The organism is Actinomadura miaoliensis (assembly GCF_039536785.1).
Classification (GTDB): Bacteria; Actinomycetota; Actinomycetes; order Streptosporangiales; family Streptosporangiaceae; genus Spirillospora; species Spirillospora miaoliensis.
This window is the reverse complement of record NZ_BAAAZG010000018.1, coordinates 142119-161716: the sequence shown is the minus strand read 5'-3', so window position 1 is coordinate 161716 and position 19598 is coordinate 142119. Positions and strand designations below refer to the sequence as shown.

The window sequence follows — 19598 nt, the reverse complement described above, 5'->3', positions numbered from 1 at the left end:
ACTCTAGACGTCCGGAACGCCTCGTTTCACCTGTTCGCACCATGAGATTGTGCTGTTCGCCGTGGGAGATCGTTCCGACCCGGAGGCCACCGTCCCCGGTGTCGCCGGCGCGGGGGGCCGGTGTGGCCGTGTGAGTCCCATCACGACTGCCTTTGTGTGGTATGACTGGATTTGCGCCACCAGTGTCGGACCGGTTTACTGATGACCGTGACTGCCGTATGCCCCTGCCCGACGCGCCACCCGCGAGCCGTGCGCGCGATGGGGTGTACGTGCCGGTGTCGAATGTGTGACCGCTGAGGGCCCCGACCGAAGCCTCGCGCCCCGAAGCGAGCCGACCCCCGGACGACATCGAGCCGCGCACATGACCTTCCAGATCCACCTGCTGAGCCACGCGCCGTACCCGCCCGGCCGCGCCTAGAGCCCGCCGTCGGCTCCCCGCTCACGCGTCTTCCTGCCCACCGTCCAGCTCCGCGCGCCCGGCCCGCGCGCGGTCGATCCGCACGGGTGAAACCCCTTGATCCAGATCGAGAAACTTCGCAAGGTCTACCGCACCCGCGGGCGCGAGGTGACCGCCGTCGACGGCGTCGACCTGACCGTCCGCGAAGGCGAGGTGTTCGGCGTGCTCGGCCGCAGCGGCGCGGGCAAGAGCACCCTGCTGCGCTGCGTCAACCTGCTGGAACGGCCGGACGCGGGGCGCGTGCTGGTGGACGGGCAGGACCTGCCGGCGCTGTCGGGCGGCGAGCTGCGCCGGGCCCGGCAGCGCATCGGCATGATCCACCAGCACTTCGGCCTGCTGTCCAGCCGCACCGTGGCGGGCAACGTCGCGTTCCCGCTGGAGGTGATGGGCGTGCCGCGCGCCGAACGGGCCGAACGCGTGGCCGAGCTGCTGGAGCTGGTCGGGCTCACCGAGCACGCCCGCGCCTACCCCGCGCAGATATCCGGCGGGCAGAAGCAGCGCGTCGGCATCGCCCGCGCCCTGGCCGGACGGCCCAAGGTGCTGCTGTCGGACGAGGCCACCTCCGCGCTCGACCCCGAGACGACCGCGTCCATCCTGGAGCTGCTGCGCGACCTCAACCGGCGGCTCGGCCTGACCATCCTGCTGATCACCCACGAGATGGACGTGGTCAAGCGCATCTGCGACTCGGCGGCGATCATGCGCGACGGCCGGGTGGTGGAGTCCGGCCCGGTACGCGAGCTGCTGCTGCGTCCCGGCTCGGAGCTGGCCCGCGGCCTGTTCCCGCTGCCCGAGCCGGTGCTGCGCGACGGCACGACCGTCGTGGACGTCACGTTCGAGGGGGACAGCGCGGACAGGCCGTTCGTGTCCACGCTGGCCCGCACCTACTCCATCGACGTCAACATCCTGGGCGGGGCGGTCGAGGAGATCGGCGGCACGCGCATCGGACGGCTGCGCATCGAGCTGCCCGGCGAGCCCGACGTCAACGCGGCCCAGCTGGCCCACCTGCGCGAGGCGGGCCTGGCCGTCGAGGTCCACGGCGCCGCCGGCGACCCGGCCGCGCCCGGCGGCACGCCCGCCACGGAAGAGGAGGCGCCGGTCTCATGACCTGGGACGAAATGGTTCCGCTGCTGCGTCAGGGCACCCTGGAGACGCTGCAGATGACCGTGTGGTCGACGCTGTTCACGGCGCTCGGCGGCACGCTGCTCGGGGTGCTGCTGGTGCTGACCGAGCGCGGCGGGCTGCTGCCCGTCCCGACGGTCAACAAGGTGCTCGGCGTGATCGTCAACATCGGCCGGTCGCTGCCGTTCGTGATCCTGATGATGGCGATCATCCCGTTCACCCGGGCACTGGTCGGCACGTCCATCGGCACCCAGGCGGCGATCGTGCCGCTGACGCTGTCGGCCATCCCCTTCTACGCGCGCCTGGTGGAGACCGCGCTGCGCGAGGTGGACCCGGGGGTGGTCGCCGCCGCCCAGGCGATGGGCGCCTCCCGCGGCCAGATCGTGTGGAAGGTGCTGCTGCGCGAGGCCCGTCCCGGGCTGCTGGCGGGCCTGACCGTCACCGTCATCGCCCTCATCGGCTACTCGGCGATGGCGGGCGCGATCGGCGGCGGCGGCCTCGGCGACCTGGCGATCCGCTACGGCTACCAGCGCTTCGAGACCGGGATGATGCTCGCCATCCTCGTGCTGCTCATCGCGCTGGTGCAGGTGGTGCAGTCGCTGGGCGACGTGGCCGTCCGGCGCCTCACCCACAAGTGACCCCCCGCTTTCCTGTTCCCCTGACGACCGCAATCGCCTGACACCCGAATCCCCTGTCACCGAACGAGAAAGGCACTCTTCGTGCTGCGCAAGATCACCACCGTCGTCGCGTCCGCCGGGCTGCTGCTGGGCCTGGCCGGCTGCGGCGGCGGCGCGAACTCCGACGACACCCTCACCGTCGGCGCCACCTCGGTGCCGCACGCCGAGATCCTCAAGTACGTCAAGGACAACCTGGCGGCCAAGAACGGGCTCAAGCTGGAGATCCGCGAGTTCAGCAACTACGAGCAGCTGAACCCCGCGCTCAACGACGGCCAGCTCGACGCCAACTACTTCCAGCACAAGCCGTACCTGGACGAGTCCAACCAGAAGACCGGGCAGAAGCTGACCTTCGTCGCCGGGGTGCACCTCGAGCCGCTCGGCGTGTACTCCAAGAAGGTCACCAAGCTGCAGGACCTGCGGCAGGGCGCCACCGTCGCGGTGCCCAGCGACCCGTCCAACGAGGCGCGCGCGCTGAAGCTGCTGGCCGACAACGGCGTGATCACCCTCAAGCCGGGGGCGGGCCAGAACGCCACCGAGAAGGACGTCGCCGGCAACCCCAAGAACATCACGTTCAAGCCCACCGACGCCGCCGCGCTGCCGCGCCAGCTCCCCGACGTGGACGCCTCGGTCATCAACGGCAACTACGCGCTGGAGGCCAAGCTCACCCCGGCCAAGGACGCGCTGGTCAGTGAGAAGGCCGAGGGCAACCCGTACGTCAACGGCATCGTCACCAAGGCGGAGGACGCCGGCGACCCGCAGGTCAAGAAGCTCGTCGACCTGCTGCGCGGCCCGGAGGTCAAGAAGTTCATCGAGGACACCTACAAGGGCTCGGTGCTGCCCGCCGCCTGATCGGCGGAACGAGCCGGCGGACACGAGCCGGCGGACGGAATCGACGGCCCCCGGTCGCCTCCGAACCGGGGGTCGTCGCCATATGTCGGATAAGGGTTGCCGGAACTCGCCGTGGGATGTCCGGGGCGACTGATAGGACAGGTTCCGTTCGACGCGCGAAAGGGACCCCATGACCGTCAGCGATCATCTGTCGCACTTCGCCGGGCTGCCGGTGACCGACTTCCTGCACGACCCCCGCCCGGCCGGCGACCCCGGCGCGACGGCCTGGCGGGTGCGGACCGACTACAAAAGACCCTTCGAGGAGATCTTCCAGGAGTTCCTGGACACCGTCGACACCACCCGGGTGTCCCACCTGATCACGGGCTACGACGAGAACGCCGCCCACGTGCCCGGGCTGCTCGCCGACGCCGCCGGCCGCCTGCCCGCGCTGCGCAACCTGTTCGTGGGCGACATCGTGTTCGAGGAGTCCGAGATCTCCTGGATCGAGCGCGAGGACATCACCCCGCTGCTGGAGGCGTTCCCCGGACTGGAGTGCCTGGAGGTGCGCGGCAGCCAGGGGCTGCAGGTGCGGCCGGTCAGCAGCGCGGCCCTGCGGCGGCTGCGGTTCGAGTCCGGCGGGCTGCCCGGCGAGGTCGTGCGCGGGGTCGGCGCCTGCGACCTGCCCGGCCTGGAGCACCTGGACCTGTGGCTGGGCGTCGAGAACTACGGCGGTGACGCCACCGTGGCCGACCTGGCGCCGATCCTGAGCGGCGAGCGTTTCCCGGCGCTGCGCCATCTCGGGCTGGAGGACGCCGAGATCGCCGACGAGATCGCCGCGGCGGTGGCGGGCGCCCCGATCGTCGCGCGGCTGGAGTCGCTCAGCCTGGCCATGGGCACGCTGACCGACGAGGGAGCCGAGGCGCTGCTGTCCGGTCAGCCGCTCACCCATCTGCGCCGTCTCGACCTGCACCACCACTTCCTCAGCGACGCGATGATGGAGCGCGTCCGGCAGGCCCTGCCCGGCGTCGAGGTGAACCTCGACGCCCAGCAGAAACCCGAAGACGACGGCGACGGCGACGAATGGCTCTTCGTCGCCGTCTCCGAGTGACGGCCGCTCGCACGATGAGACATCGATGGTGATGACCGGCCATTTCGAGGAGTTCGCCGGCCTGCCGCTGATCGACTTCACCGACCCCGACCAGCCGTGGCCGACCGACGTGGGCGCGGCGGCGTGGTGGTTCCCCTCGGACGTGCCCTATGACCTCTACGACGACGGCGAAGCCGAATTCCCCGGCATTTTCGAGAGGTTCCTGGACACCGTCGACACCGCCCAGGTCACCAGCCTGGCCGTCGGGTTCTGGGAGCCGACGTCGCCGGTGGACGAGCTCCCCGCCCCGATCCAGGTCCTCACCGGTGCCGCCGACCGCCTGCCCGCGCTGCGCAACCTGTCCCTGAACGCGTCGAGTGACCGCGCTCTCTGGGAGCTCTACTGCCAGGACATCACCCCGCTGTTCGTGAGCTTCCCCGGGTTGACCTGCCTGGAGGTGCGCGGCCACGTGGTGGAGCCGCGGCCGGTCAGCAGCACGGCCCTGCGGCGGCTGCGGTTCGAGTCCGGCGGGCTGCCGGCCGAGCAGGTACGCATGGTGGGCGCCGGCGACCTGCCCGGCCTGGAACACCTGGACCTGTGGCTGGGCGTCGCCGACTACGGCGGTGACGCCACCGTCGACGACCTCGCGCCGATCCTGAGCGGCGAGCGTTTCCCGGCGCTGCGTCATCTCGGGCTGGAGAACAGCGAGACCGCGGATGAGACGGCGGCGGCGGTGGCGGGCGCCCCGGTGGTGGCGCGGCTGGAGTCGCTCAGCCTCGCCCTGGGGACGCTCACCGACCGGGGCGCCGAGGCGCTGCTGTCCGGTCAGCCGCTCACCCATCTGCGCCGTCTCGACCTGCACCACCACTTCCTCAGCGACGGGATGATGGAGCGCGTGCGGGGCGCCCTTCCCGGCGTCGAGGTGAACCTCGACGCCCGGCAGCAGGGCCGCGATCGGCTGTTCGTCGCGGTCTCCGAGTAGGTCGCCTGACCGGCAGGATTTCTATGGCATTCGTGTTCGATGAGCATCTGACCCAGTTCGCCGGGCTGCCGGTGGCGGAGTTCACCCCGGACGGTGAGGCGGACGGGACGCCGCCGCCCGCCAGAAAGGCAGAACCGAAGAGGAATGCATGTCGTTCGATGAGCATCTGACCGAGTTCGCCGGGCTGCCGGTGGTGGCGTTCACCCCCGACACCGAGCCGGACGAGCCCCTGCCGCCTGCCGGCGAGGCGGCCTGGGCCGTGCGGGGGGACTGGAACGACGAGCCGTACCCCCGGCTGTTCGAGCGGTTCATGGCCGCCGTCGACACCACCCGGGTGACCGCGCTGGTGATCGGCTTCTGGGGCTGGGACGACGCAGCCGGGCTCGGCGCCGCGACGCTGACCGCCGCCGCCGACCGCTTTCCCAACCTGCGCGCCCTGTTCCTCGGCGACATCCTCGACGAGGAGTACCACCTGTCCTGGATCCCGCACGCCGACATCACCCCGCTGGTCGAGGCGTTCCCCCGGCTGGAACGGCTGGAGGTGCGCGGTGGTGACGGCCTGGAGCTCCGCGCGCCGCGCAGCGACGCCCTGAAGGTCCTGCGGTTCGAGTCCGGCGGGCTGCCGTCCGGCGTGGTGCGGGCCGTGGCGGCCGGCGACCTGCCCGCGCTGGAGGAACTCGACCTGTGGTTCGGCGTGCGCAACTACGGCGGCGACGCCACGGTCGACGACCTGGCGCCGATCTTCGAGGGGACGCGGCTGCCCGCCCTGCGGCATCTCGGCCTGCAGAACGGCGAGTTCCAGGACGACATCGCGGCGGCCCTCGCGTCCGCGCCGGTGGTGGCCCGGCTGGAGTCGCTCGCCCTGGGCATGGGCATGCTGTCCGATCGCGGCGCCGAGGCGCTGCTGTCGGGCCAGCCCCTCACCCACCTGGAGCGGCTCGATCTCGGCTTCCACTACCTGTCGGAACCGATGATGGAGCGCCTGCGCGCCGCCCTGCCCGGCGTCGAGATCGACCTCGACCACCCGCAGGGGCAGCCGTCCGAGCCGTGGCAGCCATGGCAGGGCTTCCTGTTCGTCCAGGTCACGGAGTGATGATGACGTCGTTCACAGTGATCGCCACGCCGGGCGACAGGCGGACCTCGTTCTTCGCCGCCGCCTGCCGCGCCCGCGGCCTGCCTGAGCCCCATGTCGTGCCCTGGCCGGACGTGCTGCCCGGCGGGTCCGCGCGGCTGCGCATGGACGCCGCTGGGGACGTGCTGGTGCGGATCGACTCGCCGGGGGAGGACGCGCAGGTCGACGCCCTGCTGCGCGGTCCGGGGCACCCGGCACGGGTGGGCGGCGGCGCCCGCTGGTACCGGACGTTCACCGAGGCCCTGTCGCGCATCGCCACGGAGACGCAACGGGCCGGCGCGCGGCTCGTCAACGACGTGGACGACATCGCCGTCATGTGCGACAAGAGACGATGTCATGCCCGTCTGCAGGCCGCGGGTGTGCCCGTCCCCGAGGCCCTTCCGTCCGTCGAGAGCTACGCGCAGTTGCGCGACCGCATGGCCGAGGCGGGGATGCGCCGCGTGTTCGTCAAGCCCGCGCACGGCTCGTCGGCCTCCGGCGTGGTCGCGCTGCAGACCGCCCCCGGCGGCCGGATCAAGGCGGTCACCTCGGCGGCGCGGACGGCGACCGGGTACGCCAACTCCCTCCGCGTCCGGACGTACGAGACCGAACCGGAGGTCGCGCACCTGATCGACGCGCTGGCCCCGGACGGACTGCACGTGGAGCGCTGGTTCCCCAAGGCCGCCCTGGACGGCCGCGTGTTCGACCTGCGCGTGGTCGTCATCGCGGGGGAGCCGACCCACGCCGTGGCGCGGACGAGCCGTTCACCCATGACCAACCTGCACCTGGGCGGGACGCGCGGCGACCTGGAGGCGGTGCGGCGCGCACTGGGGGCGGACGGCTGGCGGCGAGCGCTCGACGTGTGCGCGCGCACGGCGGCGTGCTTCCCCGGGAGCCTCATGGTCGGCGTCGACCTGCTCGTCGGCGTCGACCGGCGACGTTTCGCGGTCGCTGAGGTGAACGCCTTCGGCGACCTGCTGCCCGGCCTGACCGGCCTGCCCGGCACGTGGGCCGAGGGGCTCGACACCTACACCGCGCAGGTCCGCGCCGCCCTCGCCCGGTTCTCTCCCGCTCCCCGGGCCGTCCCGCCGGCGCACGCGGAGGTGGGCGCGTGCACGACATGAACGAGATCATCGGCAGCCACGATCTGCTGCTGGTGACGCTGGACACGCTGCGTTACGACGTCGCGGCCGAGCTGGCGGAGGCGGGGGAGACCCCGACGCTCACCGGCCTGCTGCCGGGCGGCCGCTGGGAACGGCGGCACACCCCCGGCAGCTTCACCTACGCCGCGCACGCCGCCATGCTCGCCGGGTTCATGCCGACCCCGGCGCGTCCCGGCCCGCATCCGCGGCTGTTCGCGTCGCGGTTCCCCGGCAGCGAGACCACCGCGGAGTCCACCTGGGTGTTCGACGCGGCCGACCTGCCGACGGGGCTCGCGCGGGCCGGGTACCACACCGTCTGCGTCGGCGGCGTCGGGTTCTTCAACAAGCGCACGCCGCTGGGCTCGGTCCTGCCGGGCCTGTTCGCCGAGAGCCACTGGGAGCCGGAGTTCGGCGTCACCGACCCCGCGTCCCTGACCCACCAGATCGACCGGGTGGCCGAGACGATGGCGCGGCTGCCTGCCGACCGGCGGCTGTTCCTGCTGCTCAACGTGGCGGCGCTGCACCAGCCGAACTGGTTCTACCTTGACGGCGCCACCCGGGACGACGGCGACACCCGCGACAGCCACGCCGCCGCGCTGCGCCACGTCGACCGTCACCTGGCGCGCCTGTTCGGCCTGATGCGCCGTCCCTGCTTCGTGATCGTCTGTTCCGACCACGGGACCGCCTACGGCGAGGACGGTCACGTCGGCCACCGGATCGGCCACGAGGTCGTCTGGACCGTTCCGTACGGGGAGTTCGTCCTGTCGTGATCACCACAACCGCCGGCCCGTACCAGGGCTACGTCTACGCCTACCCCCACAAGACCGCCTACCGCCACCTGCCCGCCCGGCCGCTGCGCGAGGTGTGGGCGAAGGAGCGGCGCGACGCGCTGTTCCTCTACCTGCACGTGCCGTTCTGCGAGATGCGCTGCGGCTTCTGCAACCTGTTCACCCGCACCGGGGCGCCCGAGGAGCTCACCGGCGCCTACCTGGACGCGCTCGCCCGGCAGGCCACCGCCGTGCGCGACGCCCTCGGCGATGCGACGTTCGAGGTCGCCGCGTTCGGGGGCGGCACCCCCACCTATCTCACCGCCGCCGAACTGGAACGGCTGTGCGACATCGCCGCCCGCTTCGCCGACCTGGACGCCGTGCCGCTGGCCGTCGAGACGTCCCCGGCGACCGCCACCGCCGACCGCCTCGCCGTCCTGGCCGAACGCGGCGCCACGCGGATCTCGATCGGCGTGCAGAGCTTCGTGGAGGCCGAGACGCGCGCCGCCGTACGGCCGCAGAAACGCGCCGAGGTCGAGGCCGCCCTCGGCCGCATCCGCGCCGCCGGCTTCCCGACCCTCAACATCGACCTCATCTACGGCATCGACGGGCAGACCCCGTCCTCGTGGCTGCTGTCCCTGGACGCGGCGCTGGCCTGGCGTCCCGAGGAGATCTACCTGTACCCGCTGTACGTCCGGCCGCTGACGGGGCTGGGCCGGCGCGCCGACGAGGCGGACGACGCCCGCGCCTGGGACGACCAGCGGCTCACCCTCTACCGCATCGGCCGTGACCACCTGCTGGCGAACGGCTACGAGCAGGTGTCGATGCGCATGTTCCGGCTGCGCGGCCTGGCCGAGCACGACACCCGGTACTGCTGCCAGACCGATGGCATGGTCGGCCTGGGATGCGGCGCCCGCTCCTACACCACGGATCTGCACTACTCGTTCGAGTACGCCGTCGACCTCCGGGCCGTGCGCGCCATCATCGACGACTACGTCCGCGAGGACGACTTCGGCACCGCGCGCGTGGGCTTCGAGCTGGACGACGACGAACGGCGCCGGCGCCACCTCATTCAGTCGCTGCTCCAGGCATCCGGTCTCGACCGCGGCGCCTACCGCGCGCGCTTCGGCGGCGACCCCGTCACCGACTTCGCCCCGGAGCTGACGCGCTTCTCCCAAAGGGGGTGGGTGGAGGAGACCCCCGACCTCCTACGGCTCACCCCCGAAGGGCTCGCCTACTCCGACACCATCGGACCCGCGCTGTTCTCCTCCCGGGTGCGCGCCCTCATGGACACCTACGAGAACCGCTGATGCCGCACCCGCACACATCACCGCCGCACCACGCCCCGACGGACCGGTCAGAGGCGCATCAGGACGCGTCGGGGGAGCATCTCACCATCCTCTACCGCGGTCCGCTGGCGAGCTGCGACTACGACTGCCCGTACTGTCCGTTCGCCAAGCGCCGCGACACCCCCGAGCAACTGCGCGCCGACCGTGCCGCACTGGAACGCTTCGTGACGTGGGTGTCGCAGCAGACCCACCCGGTCTCGGTGCTGTTCACCCCCTGGGGGGAGGGGCTGGTGCGGTCCTGGTACCGGCGGGCGCTCGTCGCGCTCAGCCACATGCCGCACGTCGAGCGCGCCGCCATCCAGACCAACCTCAGCCACCGTCTCGGCTGGACGGCCGACGCCGACCTGTCACGCCTGGCGCTGTGGAGCACGTACCACCCCGGCCAGGTGCCCTACGAGCGGTTCCTCGAAAGGTGCGGCGAACTGCTCCAGCGGGGCGTGCGTTTCAGCGTCGGCATCGTCGGCATGCCCGAACACCTGGACGTCGCGCGACGGTTGCGCGCCGCCCTGCCCGCCCACGTCTACCTGTGGGTGAACGCCGCCGAAGGGCGCTCCTACACCGATGACGAGGCCGCCGCCTGGACAGAGCTCGACCCCTTGTTCTCCTACAGCCGCCACCCCCACCGCAGCCGCGGCCTGCCCTGCCGTACGGGCCACAGCGTCATTTCCGTGGACGGCGACGGAACCGTACGGCGCTGCCATTTCGTCCCGGCCGTGTTGGGGAATCTCTACGACGGCACGTTCCGCGCCGCCCTCCGGCCGCGTCCCTGTCCGCTCGACATCTGCGACTGTCACATCGGCTACGTGCACCTCCAGCCGCTCGGCCTGTATGACGTCTTCGCCGGTGGCGTCCTGGAACGCATCCCGCTGTTCCGGGATTTGAGATAAGGACATGTTGTCCCGGCCCGTCCGAATAGCACATTCCACGGGCCGGGCGGAGCCGCGGGTCTACGTTGGTGAGCCGCCACGCCCCCCGCCCCGTGGACGAAAGGACGGCCGGCCGTGACCCACGACGACGCGCCCGCCCGCAAGATCGACATCTCGGTGCCGCACTCGGCCCGCATCTGGAACTACTGGCTCGGCGGCACCGACAACTACGAGGTGGACCGCCGCGCCGGCGACGCGTACGTGAAGGTCTATCCGCAGATCGTCGAGCTGGCCCGCACCGGCAGGCTGTTCCTGGCCCGCGCGATCCACTTCCTGGCCGGGGAGGCGGGCGTCCGCCAGTTCCTCGACATCGGCACCGGCCTGCCCACCGTCGACAACACCCACGAGGTCGCCCAGCGGATCGCCCCCGACTCGCACGTCGTCTACGTCGACAACGACCCGCTCGTCCTGGCGCACGCGCGTGCCCTGCTGACCAGCACCCCCGAGGGCACCACCCACTACATCGACGCCGACCTGCGCGACCCCGACCGGCTTCTCGAGCGGGCGCGGGGCATCCTGGACTTCTCCCGGCCGGTCGCGCTCATGCTGATGGGCGTCATGGGCCACATCGTCGACGACCAGGAGGCGCAGTCGATCGTCGGCCGCCTCAAGGACGCGCTGGTCCCCGGCAGCTATCTGGCCCTGTACGACTCCACCGACACCGAGACTTCCCTGAATGAGGCGCAGAGCGGCTACGACGACACGGGGGCCGTCCCGTACCGGCTGCGGCGGCCCGAGTTCGTCCACCGCTACTTCGAGGGCCTGGAGCCCGTCGAACCCGGAATCGTGCCGTGCTCGCTGTGGCGCCCGGAGGTGCAACCGCTGGAAGTGGTCGACCACCCCACCATGTGCGGAGTGGCCCGTAAACCCTAGGGCCGCACACGCCTCCTCGGGGGGTAGCACGAGCGCCCGTTCGGTCTTTTCATAAGGCCACACAAGCCGGATACGTCATATCCGCACGTCAGGATGTGCATCGGCGCGTCCCATGCCAGGCGGATCAGGGGGACGACATGCCGGCACCGGACGGTGGGAGCGCTTCCACGCGGGTCAGGCCTTACCGTGTTAAGCCGGTGTTGGTTCGTCCGTGGCCGTCCACACGAGGAGCCGCCTTGGTCGCCGCCCCCCGCAGCGCAGCGTTCACCGACAGGCCCACCACGTCCGCTCCCAGCGGTCCGCTCGTCGCGCGGCTGCTGCTCGGCAGGCGCCTGCGCGCCCTGCGCGAGGAGAGCCGCCTGACGCGCGGACAGGCGGCCAGGGCGATCGGCGCGTCCACGACGAAGCTCAGCCGCATGGAGCGCGGCCGCACCCGCTTCAAGGCCCGCGACGTCGTCGCCCTGCTCACCCTCTACGGCGTCCACGACGAGGCCGAACGCGCCACCGCACTGGCCCTCGTCGACCAGTCCCGCGCGCCCGGCTGGTGGGAGGACGAGCGCGAACTCGTGCCCGCCCGGGAGCGCCTCTACCTGTCGGCCGAGCAGTCCGCCCGGCTCGTCCGTTGCTTCGAGCCCACCACCGTGCCGGTGCTGCTGCAGACCCCCGAGTACGCCCGCGCGGACATCGCCCGGCGCCACCCCGCCGCCACCGACGACGAGCTGCGCCGCCACGTCGGGCTGCGCCTGCGCCGCCAGCGGATCCTGCGGACGCGCCCGCGGCCGGTCAATCTGTGGGTGGTGCTGGACGAGGCGGTGCTGTGGCGGCCGGTCGGCGGCACGGCGACGATGCGCGCGCAGATCCAGCACATCATCGACGTCGGCCGGCGGCCGAACGTCACCGTGCAGATCGTGCCGCACACCGCGACGGGCCACCTGGGCGACCACCCGTTCACCCTGGTCCGCTTCCATCAGCAGGGCCTGCCCGACCTGATCTACCTGGACCGTCCCGAAGGGGCGTGCTACCCGTCCCGCCCCGCGCAGATCGAACGGTACTGGCACGCCTTCAACACCCTGGTGACCGAAGCCGCCCTCCCCGAACACGCCCCGCACATCCTCAACCGCGTCCTCGCCTCGTACTGACCCCTCAGCGCAGCAGCGGCCCGGGCCCAACGCCCGGGCTTTCCGTTGTCCGAGTGGGCGGGCGGGGCCCGTTGGTTGCAGGGGAAGTGCCACCAACGGGCGCCCGCTCGCCGTGCCGGTCCCCGCCGGAGTCCGGGCGGCCCGGGCGGACGGATGGCCGTCCCGGGTCAGGTCTCGCGTTCGGGCCTGTAGGCGGCCTCGTCCAGGCCGAAGGTCCAGGCGACGCCCTCGCGGGCCGTCTTGGTCCGGGGCGGCACGCGCAGGTAGTAGGTGCGGAACGACCCGTCCGGCTCGGGGGTGGAGTTCACCACCTCGACCATCACCACCGGCTCGTCGCCGGGCAGGTCGATGCGCCACAGCACGCCGGTCTCGTCGCGGTGCAGGGGCTTGGCGCCGCTGTCGGCCAGGTAGCGGTCGTAGCCGAAGATCTCGAGCATCACCCGGCGCAGCTCGGCGTTCTCTTCCCGCAGGATGCGCCGGTGGTCGAGGTCGGTCAGGGAGGCGATGAAGTCGGACGGCACCGGCATGCCCCGCCAGGCGTGCAGGGAGAAACCGCCCTCGTAGGCCAGCGCCGGACCGTCCCCCCGGTGCAGCCGCCCCGGCTCGTCGCGGTGCAGTTCCGTCGGCCGCTCGGTGACGACCACCAGGCGTTCGTACGGCCACCACCAGCCCGCGTGGCGCGCCACCTCGGCCAACCCGGACAACGGGCCGTCCAGCATCCCCAGGGAGTCGAACGTCGCCAGCCACGGCGCGTCGTGCTGGCCCAGCACCGCGTCCAGGGTGGCCGCGCGCAGCAGCGCCTCGTGATCGTCACCGCCCACGGCGCCGATCGCCTGCCGGACGCGCGTGACCAGAGAGTTGACCTGGTCCCAGAGCGGCCCTCCCGTCTGCGCCCAGACCTGCGGCCACCGCTGCGGCCCGAGGTCGGCGTAGGCGGCGGTACGGGCGGACTCCCACGGCCGGGTCCGTACGGCGTCGCGCACGCCGGCACCCGGGGCGGCGTCACCGAGCGCCGCCCGCACCGGCTCGACCAGGTCGCCGAGCCCGGCGGCGTCCAGGGGGTGCCCGGCGAGCAGGGCCGCGGCGACGGTGCCGTGGGCGGGCGACGGGAGCCAGACGAACCGTTCGGGTGCGGGGAGACCCGCGCGGGTGTAGGCATCGGCGATGCCCGCCTCCGCCCGGGCACGATCCGCCGGCCCCGTGGCGAACGCGACGGACGCCCAGTCGGTGGTCTTCGCGACGGCGGTCGTCATCAGTCGGCCACCACCCGCACCGAGCCGGGCACGTACTCGCGCTGGCGGATCACCCGGTACCAGCCCTTGGGCAGCGAGATCGCCGCGTGCTCCTCGTGCTCCAGGCGCCCCCCGGACGGAAGGTGCAGATGGTCGGGGGCCAGCGGGTCGGGCGAGCGCAGCAGCGCCCCCGGCGCCTTCACGGCGTGCGCGTGCCCGGTCGCCTCGCCCAGCGCGAGCACCATGCGTCCCCGGGCGTCGCGCGGCGCGGGCGGCAGGTCGCGCACCTCCTGCGGAACCGCGTCCTCCGCCACCGGCACGATCAGGATGTCTCCCTGTCGGTACATGTCGCGAACGTAACCGCCGCCACTGACATTTTCCGTCGACGGCATCGAGTGATCGCGATCTCAGTCCGGGGCCGCGGGCCAGGCGTCGCCCGTCCCGCCACGTCAGGGGGCAAGTCCGGGGCTGTGTGCCCTGGTGGGCCCCGATATCGCCGAGAGGACCTCAGTAGCCGCGGGTGCGGCGGGCTGCGGGACGGGCCCACCGGCCGGAGGCGCCCAGGCCGACGCGCTGGAAGGCGCGTACCAACTCCCGGCCGAGGTTCACCCCGGCGCCGAGCGCCAGTGCCGTGGACAGCGCCCCGATCAGGCTCAGCACGCCCGCCTGCGGGGAGCCCGTGTTGAGTTCGACCATGCCCCGGTACAGCAGCGTCCCGGGGAGCAGGGGGCCGATCATCGGGACGATGTAGGGCAGCGCGGGGGCCTGGTGCCGGCGCGCCAGCAGGCTTCCCAGCAGGCCGACGATGACCGCGGCGATGGCCGACGCCAGGACGGACGTGACGTTCAGATTCAGCAACAGGACGTACAGGACCCAGATGAGCCCGCCGCCCAGTGCCGCCGCGGGCAGCACCTGGCGCGGCGCGGCCAGCGACAGCGCGAACGTGAGCGACACCGCCCCGGCCGCCATCACCGACACCGGCTGCAGCAGCGCGGGGAAGTTCGGCAGGTGCGCCACGTCGATCGGCACGTTCAGCTTGATCGCCGCGTAGACGACGACGCCGAGCCCGGACACGAGCGCCGCGATGATGAAGAAGACCTCCAGCAGACGGGCGCCCGCGCTGAGCAGGTCTCCGGTGATGCCGTCCTGGATGCTGGCCACCAGGGGACGCCCCGGCAGCAGCGCCAGGATCGCCCCGGTGACGATGGTGGACGCACGGGCCGGGTTGCCCGCCCACGCCACCACCATGGCCGCGGCCGTCGCGCCTATGGCTGCGGCCACGGCGAGTTGGAAGAACTCGGCGACACCGCGGCGGGCCAGGGCGGCGGCGGCACGTTCCCCCAGCAGCGTGGCGACGAACGCGGTTCCGGCCACCAGGGGCCCGCCGCCCACCAGCACGCTGGCCGAAGCGGCGATCAGCCCCAGCGAGACCACGATCAGCCACGGGGGATAGGGGCCGCGGCCCCGCTTGATCTCCCGCAGCCGCCGGTGCGCCTCCTCCAGCTCCAGCATGCCGATCGAGGCGTCCTGGACCAGGGAGTGCAACGCGGTCAGACGCCAGAACGCGGGAGTGCGCCGCCGGATGGCGCGCGCGCCGGTGACCGGCGGCGCGCCGGCCCCGGGATGCGCCGACACCAGCAGGCTCGTGAAGGTCACCTGGACCTCCACGCGCGGCAGCTCGTAGGCCACGGCCAGGCTCAGCATGGCCTCGTTGACCCGTTCCGTGGACTCGCCGCTGGCCACCAGCAGTTCGCCCACGCGCAGCACCAGGTCGATGGCGCGGGCGTCGACGACCTCGGCCGGCTCGTCCTCGGGCGGCTCGGAGGGCGTCCCGTCCATCAGGGCGTACCACGTGCGTCGTAGACGCTCCCTGACATCTCCCATGCCCGCCCAAGACCTCCCAAAGCCGCCGTCGACGATCTGTCTCGGCAGGTTACCCAGGGTGGGCGCGTGCCCATGCCTCCGCCCTCACGCCCCGGGTTTTCCACAGAACGCGATTCTGGTGCTCGGTGTCACGGGGCGTTGATACCAAGGAGTCATGACCACAGCAGAGACGGCGGAGACGCTCCGCGACGAGGCCGAGCGGTGCCTGCGCGCCCTCGCCGGCGACGACGCGCGGCTGCGCGACGACCAGTGGACCGCCATCCACGCCCTGGTGGCCGAGCGGCGGCGGGCCCTCGTGGTGCAACGCACCGGCTGGGGCAAGTCCGCGGTCTACTTCGTGGCGACCCGGCTGCTGCGCGACCGCGGCGCCGGCCCCACGGTGATCGTGTCGCCCCTGCTGGCGCTGATGCGCAACCAGATCGACGCGGCCACCGGGGCGGGCATCCACGCCCGCACCATCAACTCGGCCAACACCGCCGACTGGGACCAGATCTTCGCCGAGGTCGCCGCGGGCACGGTGGACGTGCTGCTGGTCAGCCCCGAACGGCTCGGCAACCCCGACTTCCGCGACCTGGTCATGCCCCGCCTGGCGGCCGAGGCCGGCCTGGTGGTCGTGGACGAGGCGCACTGCGTCTCCGACTGGGGGCACGACTTCCGTCCCGACTACCGCCGCCTGCGCACCCTCCTCGCCGACCTGCCCGCCGGGATCCCCGTCCTGGCCACCACCGCCACCGCCAACGCCCGCGTCACCCAGGACGTCGCGGAGCAACTCGTCGACCCGGCCGACGGAGAGGCGCTGGTGCTGCGCGGGCCGCTGGCACGCGAGTCCCTGCGGCTGGCCGTCGTCCGGCTGCCGAGCACCGACCGGCGGGTCGCCTGGCTGGCCGAGCACCTCGACCGGCTGCCCGGCTCGGGCATCGTCTACACGCTGACCGTGGCCGCCGCGCAGGAGGTCGCCGGCTTCCTGCGTGACCGAGGGTACGAGGTCGCCGCCTACTCCGGGCAGACCGATCCCGAAGACCGCCTGCGCGCCGAACGCGACCTGCTCGACAACAAGCTCAAGGCCCTCGTGGCCACCAGCGCGCTCGGCATGGGGTTCGACAAACCCGATCTCGGCTTCATCGTGCATCTGGGCGCCCCGCAGTCCCCGGTGGCCTACTACCAGCAGGTCGGGCGGGCCGGCCGGCGCGTCGACCGCGCCGAGGTGATCCTGCTGCCCGGCGCCGAGGACCGCGACATCTGGGCCTACTTCGCCGGCCTGGCGTTCCCGCCCGAACCGCTGGTGCGCGCCACCCTCGACACGCTCGCCGCGGCCGGACGCCCGCTGTCCACCGGCGCCCTGGAGCCCCGCGTCGACCTGGGCCGCAGCCGCCTGGAGATGATGCTCAAGGTCCTGGACGTGGACGGGGCCGTGCAACGGGTCAAGGGCGGCTGGGTGGCGACGGGCCGTCCCTGGTCCTACGACCGCGCGCGCTACGAACGCGTCGCCGCCGAACGCGCCCGCGAGCAGCGGGCCATGCTGGAGTACATCGCCACCGAGGGCTGCCGCGAGGAGTTCCTGCGCCGCCAGCTGGACGACCCCGCCGCCGCGCCCTGCGGCCGCTGCGACAACTGCACCGGCCGCCACTGGCCCGCCGACGTCACCGACGAGGGCGCCGCCCACGCCCGCGACCGGCTGCGCCGCCCCGGCGTCGCCGTGCCGCCCCGCCGGATGTGGCCCACCGGCGTCAAGGACGACCTCGGCGTCTCCGGCCGCATCGCCGCCGACGTCGTCGCCGAGGAGGGCCGCGCGCTGGGACGGCTCACCGACATCGGCTGGGGCAACCGCCTGCGCGAGCTCCTGGCCGACGGCGCACCCGACACCGACGTCCCCACCGAGATGTTCGACGCCCTGGTCAAGGTGCTGGCCGCCTGGGACTGGCCCCGACGCCCCGCCGCCGTCGTCTCGATCGGATCCCGCACCCGCCCTCGCCTGGTCCGCGGCCTCGCCGAACGCATCGCCCAGATCGGCCGCCTGCCCTACCTCGGCGAGATCGTCCCCGTGGGCGACCCGGTGCCCCGCCGCCACAACAGCGCGCAGCGGCTGCGCTCGGTCTGGCAAGCCCTCGCCCTACCCGACGACACGGCCACGGCCGTCCAGGGAACCGACGGCCCCATCCTCCTCGTCGACGACCGGATCGAAACCGGCTGGACCATCACCGTGGCCACCCGCCTCCTCCGCACCGCCGGAGCCCCCAGCGTCCTCCCCCTCACCCTGGCCGTCACAGCATGACCCCCCCAGAGCCCCACACACTCGCCGCCTGAATACGTCGGTCAGCCGCAGCCATCGCCTTCCCCATTCGTGAGCAGTTGCGGCCGGTCAAAGAGAGCGGGGCGAACAGCGTGCAGAACAGCGTGGCGGAGGCGATGCCGTGGGCGCGGGTCGAGAGGGTCTCGTACCCGTCCTGGAGCACCATGTCCGTCAGTGCGGCGTTCTGCGGCACGATGCCGAGTTCGCTCTCCAGCATCGGGTCGAGAACGGGCCAGGACATTTCCGGTCCGCCGATCGGCAGCATGGCCGGACCGGTGAGGCCGCTGGCGGGACGGCTTCGGGGCGCCGAACGAGAGGGTTTTCATGATCACCAAAGCGCGTCCGGTGGATTCTGAGAACATCTCACGATTAGTTCGGCGGGAAATAATGACATTTCTCGTTGAACTGCACCGGCGACCATTTCGAGCGAACCGGGGTGGAAAGCTAGTAACGTCCGTGTCCGTGTCTGCCTCGACCCCTGCGCACGTGACCGCCCAGCGGGCTCTGGACGAGTTGCTGGACTGCCCGCCCGCCCTGCTGGACACCACGTTCGATCAGCTCCGGACGCTCCTGGTGGTGTACGAGACCGGCTCGGCCCTGCGCGCGGCACGGGCCCTGGGCCGCGAGCAGTCCAGCGTGCAGAAACAGCTCAACACGCTCAACCGCAACTGCCAGGCGCTGTGCGGCGAGGTGCTGACCGTCCGGCAGGGGCGCGGCAAGGACTTCCTGTTCACCGAGACGGGGGAGGCCGCGGTCCGGCTGGCCCGCAGCACCCTGTCGCAGTGGCAGGACTCCATCCACCGCAGCCGGCGGCGCCTGGGCCGGATGCTGACCGTCGGTACCACCGAGTTCACCCTGCCGATCATCTCCGGGGCCTGGGAGCGGGTCGCCGAGCAGTTCCGCCGCCAGGAGGTGGAGTTCAAGGTCGTCCACGTGCGCACCCGGGACCTGTGGAGCCGCCTGGAGGCGCGGCAGGTCGACCTGATGTGCGGCAGCATCGTCAGCACGTCCGGGGACGACCGCCGCCTCGCCGACTACGAGGTGGTGGAGTTCGCCCGCGGCCGTCCCATGCTGCTGACCAACCTCACCGAGGAGGAACTGCCCGGCGACGCGGTCGGCACCGCCGCACTGGCCGACCTGCCGCTCGTGGTGCCCCCGGCCGGGCTGGTCGCCGACTACCTGAGCAGCTGGTACGGGCCCGGCTTCCGCGACCGGCTCGACGTGGTGGCCGACATCGACGACGTCCACTACGGGCTGTCGCTGCTGCGCTCCGGCTTCGTCCGCGGCTGCATGATCGTCACCCCGTCCATCGGCCGGCGGATGGCCTCCGAGGGCGACGCCGACGGCGTCCCGCTGCGCTCCCTCGACCTGCGCGACGACCAGGAACCCCGGGTGGAGATCATGACGGGTGCGTTCGTCCGCCGGGCCGACCTCATGAGGTACGCGCGCGAGCACCCTCTCAACCGCATCTGGGCAGCCGTCCAGGAAGGCGCCCGCACCTACAGGGCACCCTGATCGCCGCTCCGCCGTCCCCGGCCGCGGCGCCTCAGGCAGGCCGCGGTCGCCCCGACGGTCGCGCGGTCGCAGCCGTACCGCGCCCCTGCCGGACGGTCAGCACCTCGCCGCACAGCGCCTGGCAGTTGCGGTTGAGCGTGTTCGCGCCCACCTGCGTCGACGTTCAGCGGACCGCCATGTCGGTGGCGGCGAACGCGTTCCACTCCCCGACGGACGGCAG

19 protein-coding genes are annotated in these 19598 nt (G+C 72.3%); 15 read left to right on the top strand and 4 right to left on the bottom strand.

Annotation, left to right across the window (positions count from 1 at the left end; all coding sequences use genetic code 11):
- Positions 1-514 precede the first annotated feature (514 nt).
- The 13 genes from ABD811_RS15430 (at position 515) to ABD811_RS15370 (ending at position 12457) form a co-directional block, all read left to right on the top strand.
- Positions 515-1561 carry a methionine ABC transporter ATP-binding protein gene (locus ABD811_RS15430; protein ID WP_344947209.1) on the top strand — a complete coding sequence of 349 codons (1047 nt, stop codon included), beginning with the start codon at positions 515-517 and terminating at the stop codon, positions 1559-1561.
- Positions 1558-2214, top strand: a complete 657-nt coding sequence (locus ABD811_RS15425; RefSeq protein ID WP_344947206.1) for a methionine ABC transporter permease — start codon at positions 1558-1560, stop codon at positions 2212-2214. Before ABD811_RS15430 ends, ABD811_RS15425 begins: the two co-directional genes overlap by 4 nt.
- 81 nt (positions 2215-2295) lie before the next feature.
- The gene (locus ABD811_RS15420) at positions 2296-3102 is read left to right on the top strand and encodes a MetQ/NlpA family ABC transporter substrate-binding protein (RefSeq protein ID WP_344947204.1); all 807 of its coding nucleotides are present in this window, start codon (positions 2296-2298) and stop codon (positions 3100-3102) included.
- Positions 3103-3271: 169 nt separating this feature from the next.
- Positions 3272-4189: an STM4015 family protein gene (locus ABD811_RS15415; protein ID WP_344947202.1), complete on the top strand. Its 918-nt coding sequence runs from the start codon at positions 3272-3274 to the stop codon at positions 4187-4189.
- Positions 4190-4214: 25 nt separating this feature from the next.
- Positions 4215-5150, top strand: a complete 936-nt coding sequence (locus ABD811_RS15410; protein ID WP_344947200.1) for an STM4015 family protein — start codon at positions 4215-4217, stop codon at positions 5148-5150.
- A 23-nt stretch (positions 5151-5173) separates the two neighbouring features.
- The gene (locus ABD811_RS15405) at positions 5174-5320 is read left to right on the top strand and encodes a hypothetical protein (RefSeq protein ID WP_344947197.1); all 147 of its coding nucleotides are present in this window, start codon (positions 5174-5176) and stop codon (positions 5318-5320) included.
- Positions 5299-6243, top strand: coding sequence for an STM4015 family protein (locus ABD811_RS15400; RefSeq protein WP_344947194.1), 945 nt, complete (start codon positions 5299-5301; stop codon positions 6241-6243). Before ABD811_RS15405 ends, ABD811_RS15400 begins: the two co-directional genes overlap by 22 nt.
- A gap of 2 nt (positions 6244-6245) precedes the next feature.
- Entirely contained in the window at positions 6246-7385 is a 1140-nt protein-coding gene (locus ABD811_RS15395; RefSeq protein WP_344947191.1) for an STM4014 family protein, read from the top strand.
- Positions 7382-8173 carry an STM4013/SEN3800 family hydrolase gene (locus tag ABD811_RS15390; RefSeq protein WP_344947467.1) on the top strand — a complete coding sequence of 264 codons (792 nt, stop codon included), beginning with the start codon at positions 7382-7384 and terminating at the stop codon, positions 8171-8173. Before ABD811_RS15395 ends, ABD811_RS15390 begins: the two co-directional genes overlap by 4 nt.
- The gene (locus tag ABD811_RS15385) at positions 8170-9480 is read left to right on the top strand and encodes an STM4012 family radical SAM protein (RefSeq protein WP_344947188.1); all 1311 of its coding nucleotides are present in this window, start codon (positions 8170-8172) and stop codon (positions 9478-9480) included. The genes ABD811_RS15390 and ABD811_RS15385 overlap by 4 nt, the downstream gene beginning before the upstream one ends.
- On the top strand, positions 9480-10406 hold the full coding sequence (locus ABD811_RS15380; protein ID WP_344947185.1) for an STM4011 family radical SAM protein: 927 nt from the start codon (positions 9480-9482) through the stop codon (positions 10404-10406). Before ABD811_RS15385 ends, ABD811_RS15380 begins: the two co-directional genes overlap by 1 nt.
- Before the next feature lie 114 nt (positions 10407-10520).
- Positions 10521-11318 carry an SAM-dependent methyltransferase gene (locus ABD811_RS15375; RefSeq protein ID WP_344947183.1) on the top strand — a complete coding sequence of 266 codons (798 nt, stop codon included), beginning with the start codon at positions 10521-10523 and terminating at the stop codon, positions 11316-11318.
- Between the two features lie 236 nt (positions 11319-11554).
- Complete coding sequence (locus ABD811_RS15370; RefSeq protein ID WP_344947181.1) at positions 11555-12457, top strand: helix-turn-helix domain-containing protein; 903 nt, start codon at positions 11555-11557, stop codon at positions 12455-12457.
- A 167-nt stretch (positions 12458-12624) separates the two neighbouring features.
- On the opposite strand, the gene ABD811_RS15365 is transcribed toward ABD811_RS15370, so the two are convergent.
- The 3 genes from ABD811_RS15365 to ABD811_RS15355 form a co-directional block, all read right to left on the bottom strand.
- Positions 12625-13710 (bottom strand): DUF6745 domain-containing protein, encoded by a 1086-nt coding sequence (locus tag ABD811_RS15365; RefSeq protein ID WP_344947179.1) that lies wholly within the window; start codon positions 13708-13710, stop codon positions 12625-12627.
- Positions 13710-14036, bottom strand: a complete 327-nt coding sequence (locus ABD811_RS15360) for a hypothetical protein (RefSeq protein ID WP_344947177.1) — start codon at positions 14034-14036, stop codon at positions 13710-13712. Before ABD811_RS15360 ends, ABD811_RS15365 begins: the two co-directional genes overlap by 1 nt.
- A 160-nt stretch (positions 14037-14196) precedes the next feature.
- Positions 14197-15528, bottom strand: a complete 1332-nt coding sequence (locus tag ABD811_RS15355; RefSeq protein ID WP_344947175.1) for a threonine/serine exporter family protein — start codon at positions 15526-15528, stop codon at positions 14197-14199.
- Positions 15529-15727: 199 nt separating this feature from the next.
- Between ABD811_RS15355 and ABD811_RS15350 the strand changes: the two genes are divergently transcribed.
- Positions 15728-17845, top strand: a complete 2118-nt coding sequence (locus ABD811_RS15350) for a RecQ family ATP-dependent DNA helicase (protein WP_344947173.1) — start codon at positions 15728-15730, stop codon at positions 17843-17845.
- On the opposite strand, the gene ABD811_RS15345 is transcribed toward ABD811_RS15350, so the two are convergent.
- Positions 17835-18128, bottom strand: a complete 294-nt coding sequence (locus ABD811_RS15345) for a hypothetical protein (protein ID WP_344947171.1) — start codon at positions 18126-18128, stop codon at positions 17835-17837. The genes ABD811_RS15350 and ABD811_RS15345 overlap by 11 nt on opposite strands.
- Before the next feature lie 197 nt (positions 18129-18325).
- Between ABD811_RS15345 and ABD811_RS15340 the strand changes: the two genes are divergently transcribed.
- Positions 18326-19378: a LysR family transcriptional regulator gene (locus ABD811_RS15340; protein WP_344947169.1), complete on the top strand. Its 1053-nt coding sequence runs from the start codon at positions 18326-18328 to the stop codon at positions 19376-19378.
- Positions 19379-19598: the final 220 nt, after the last annotated feature.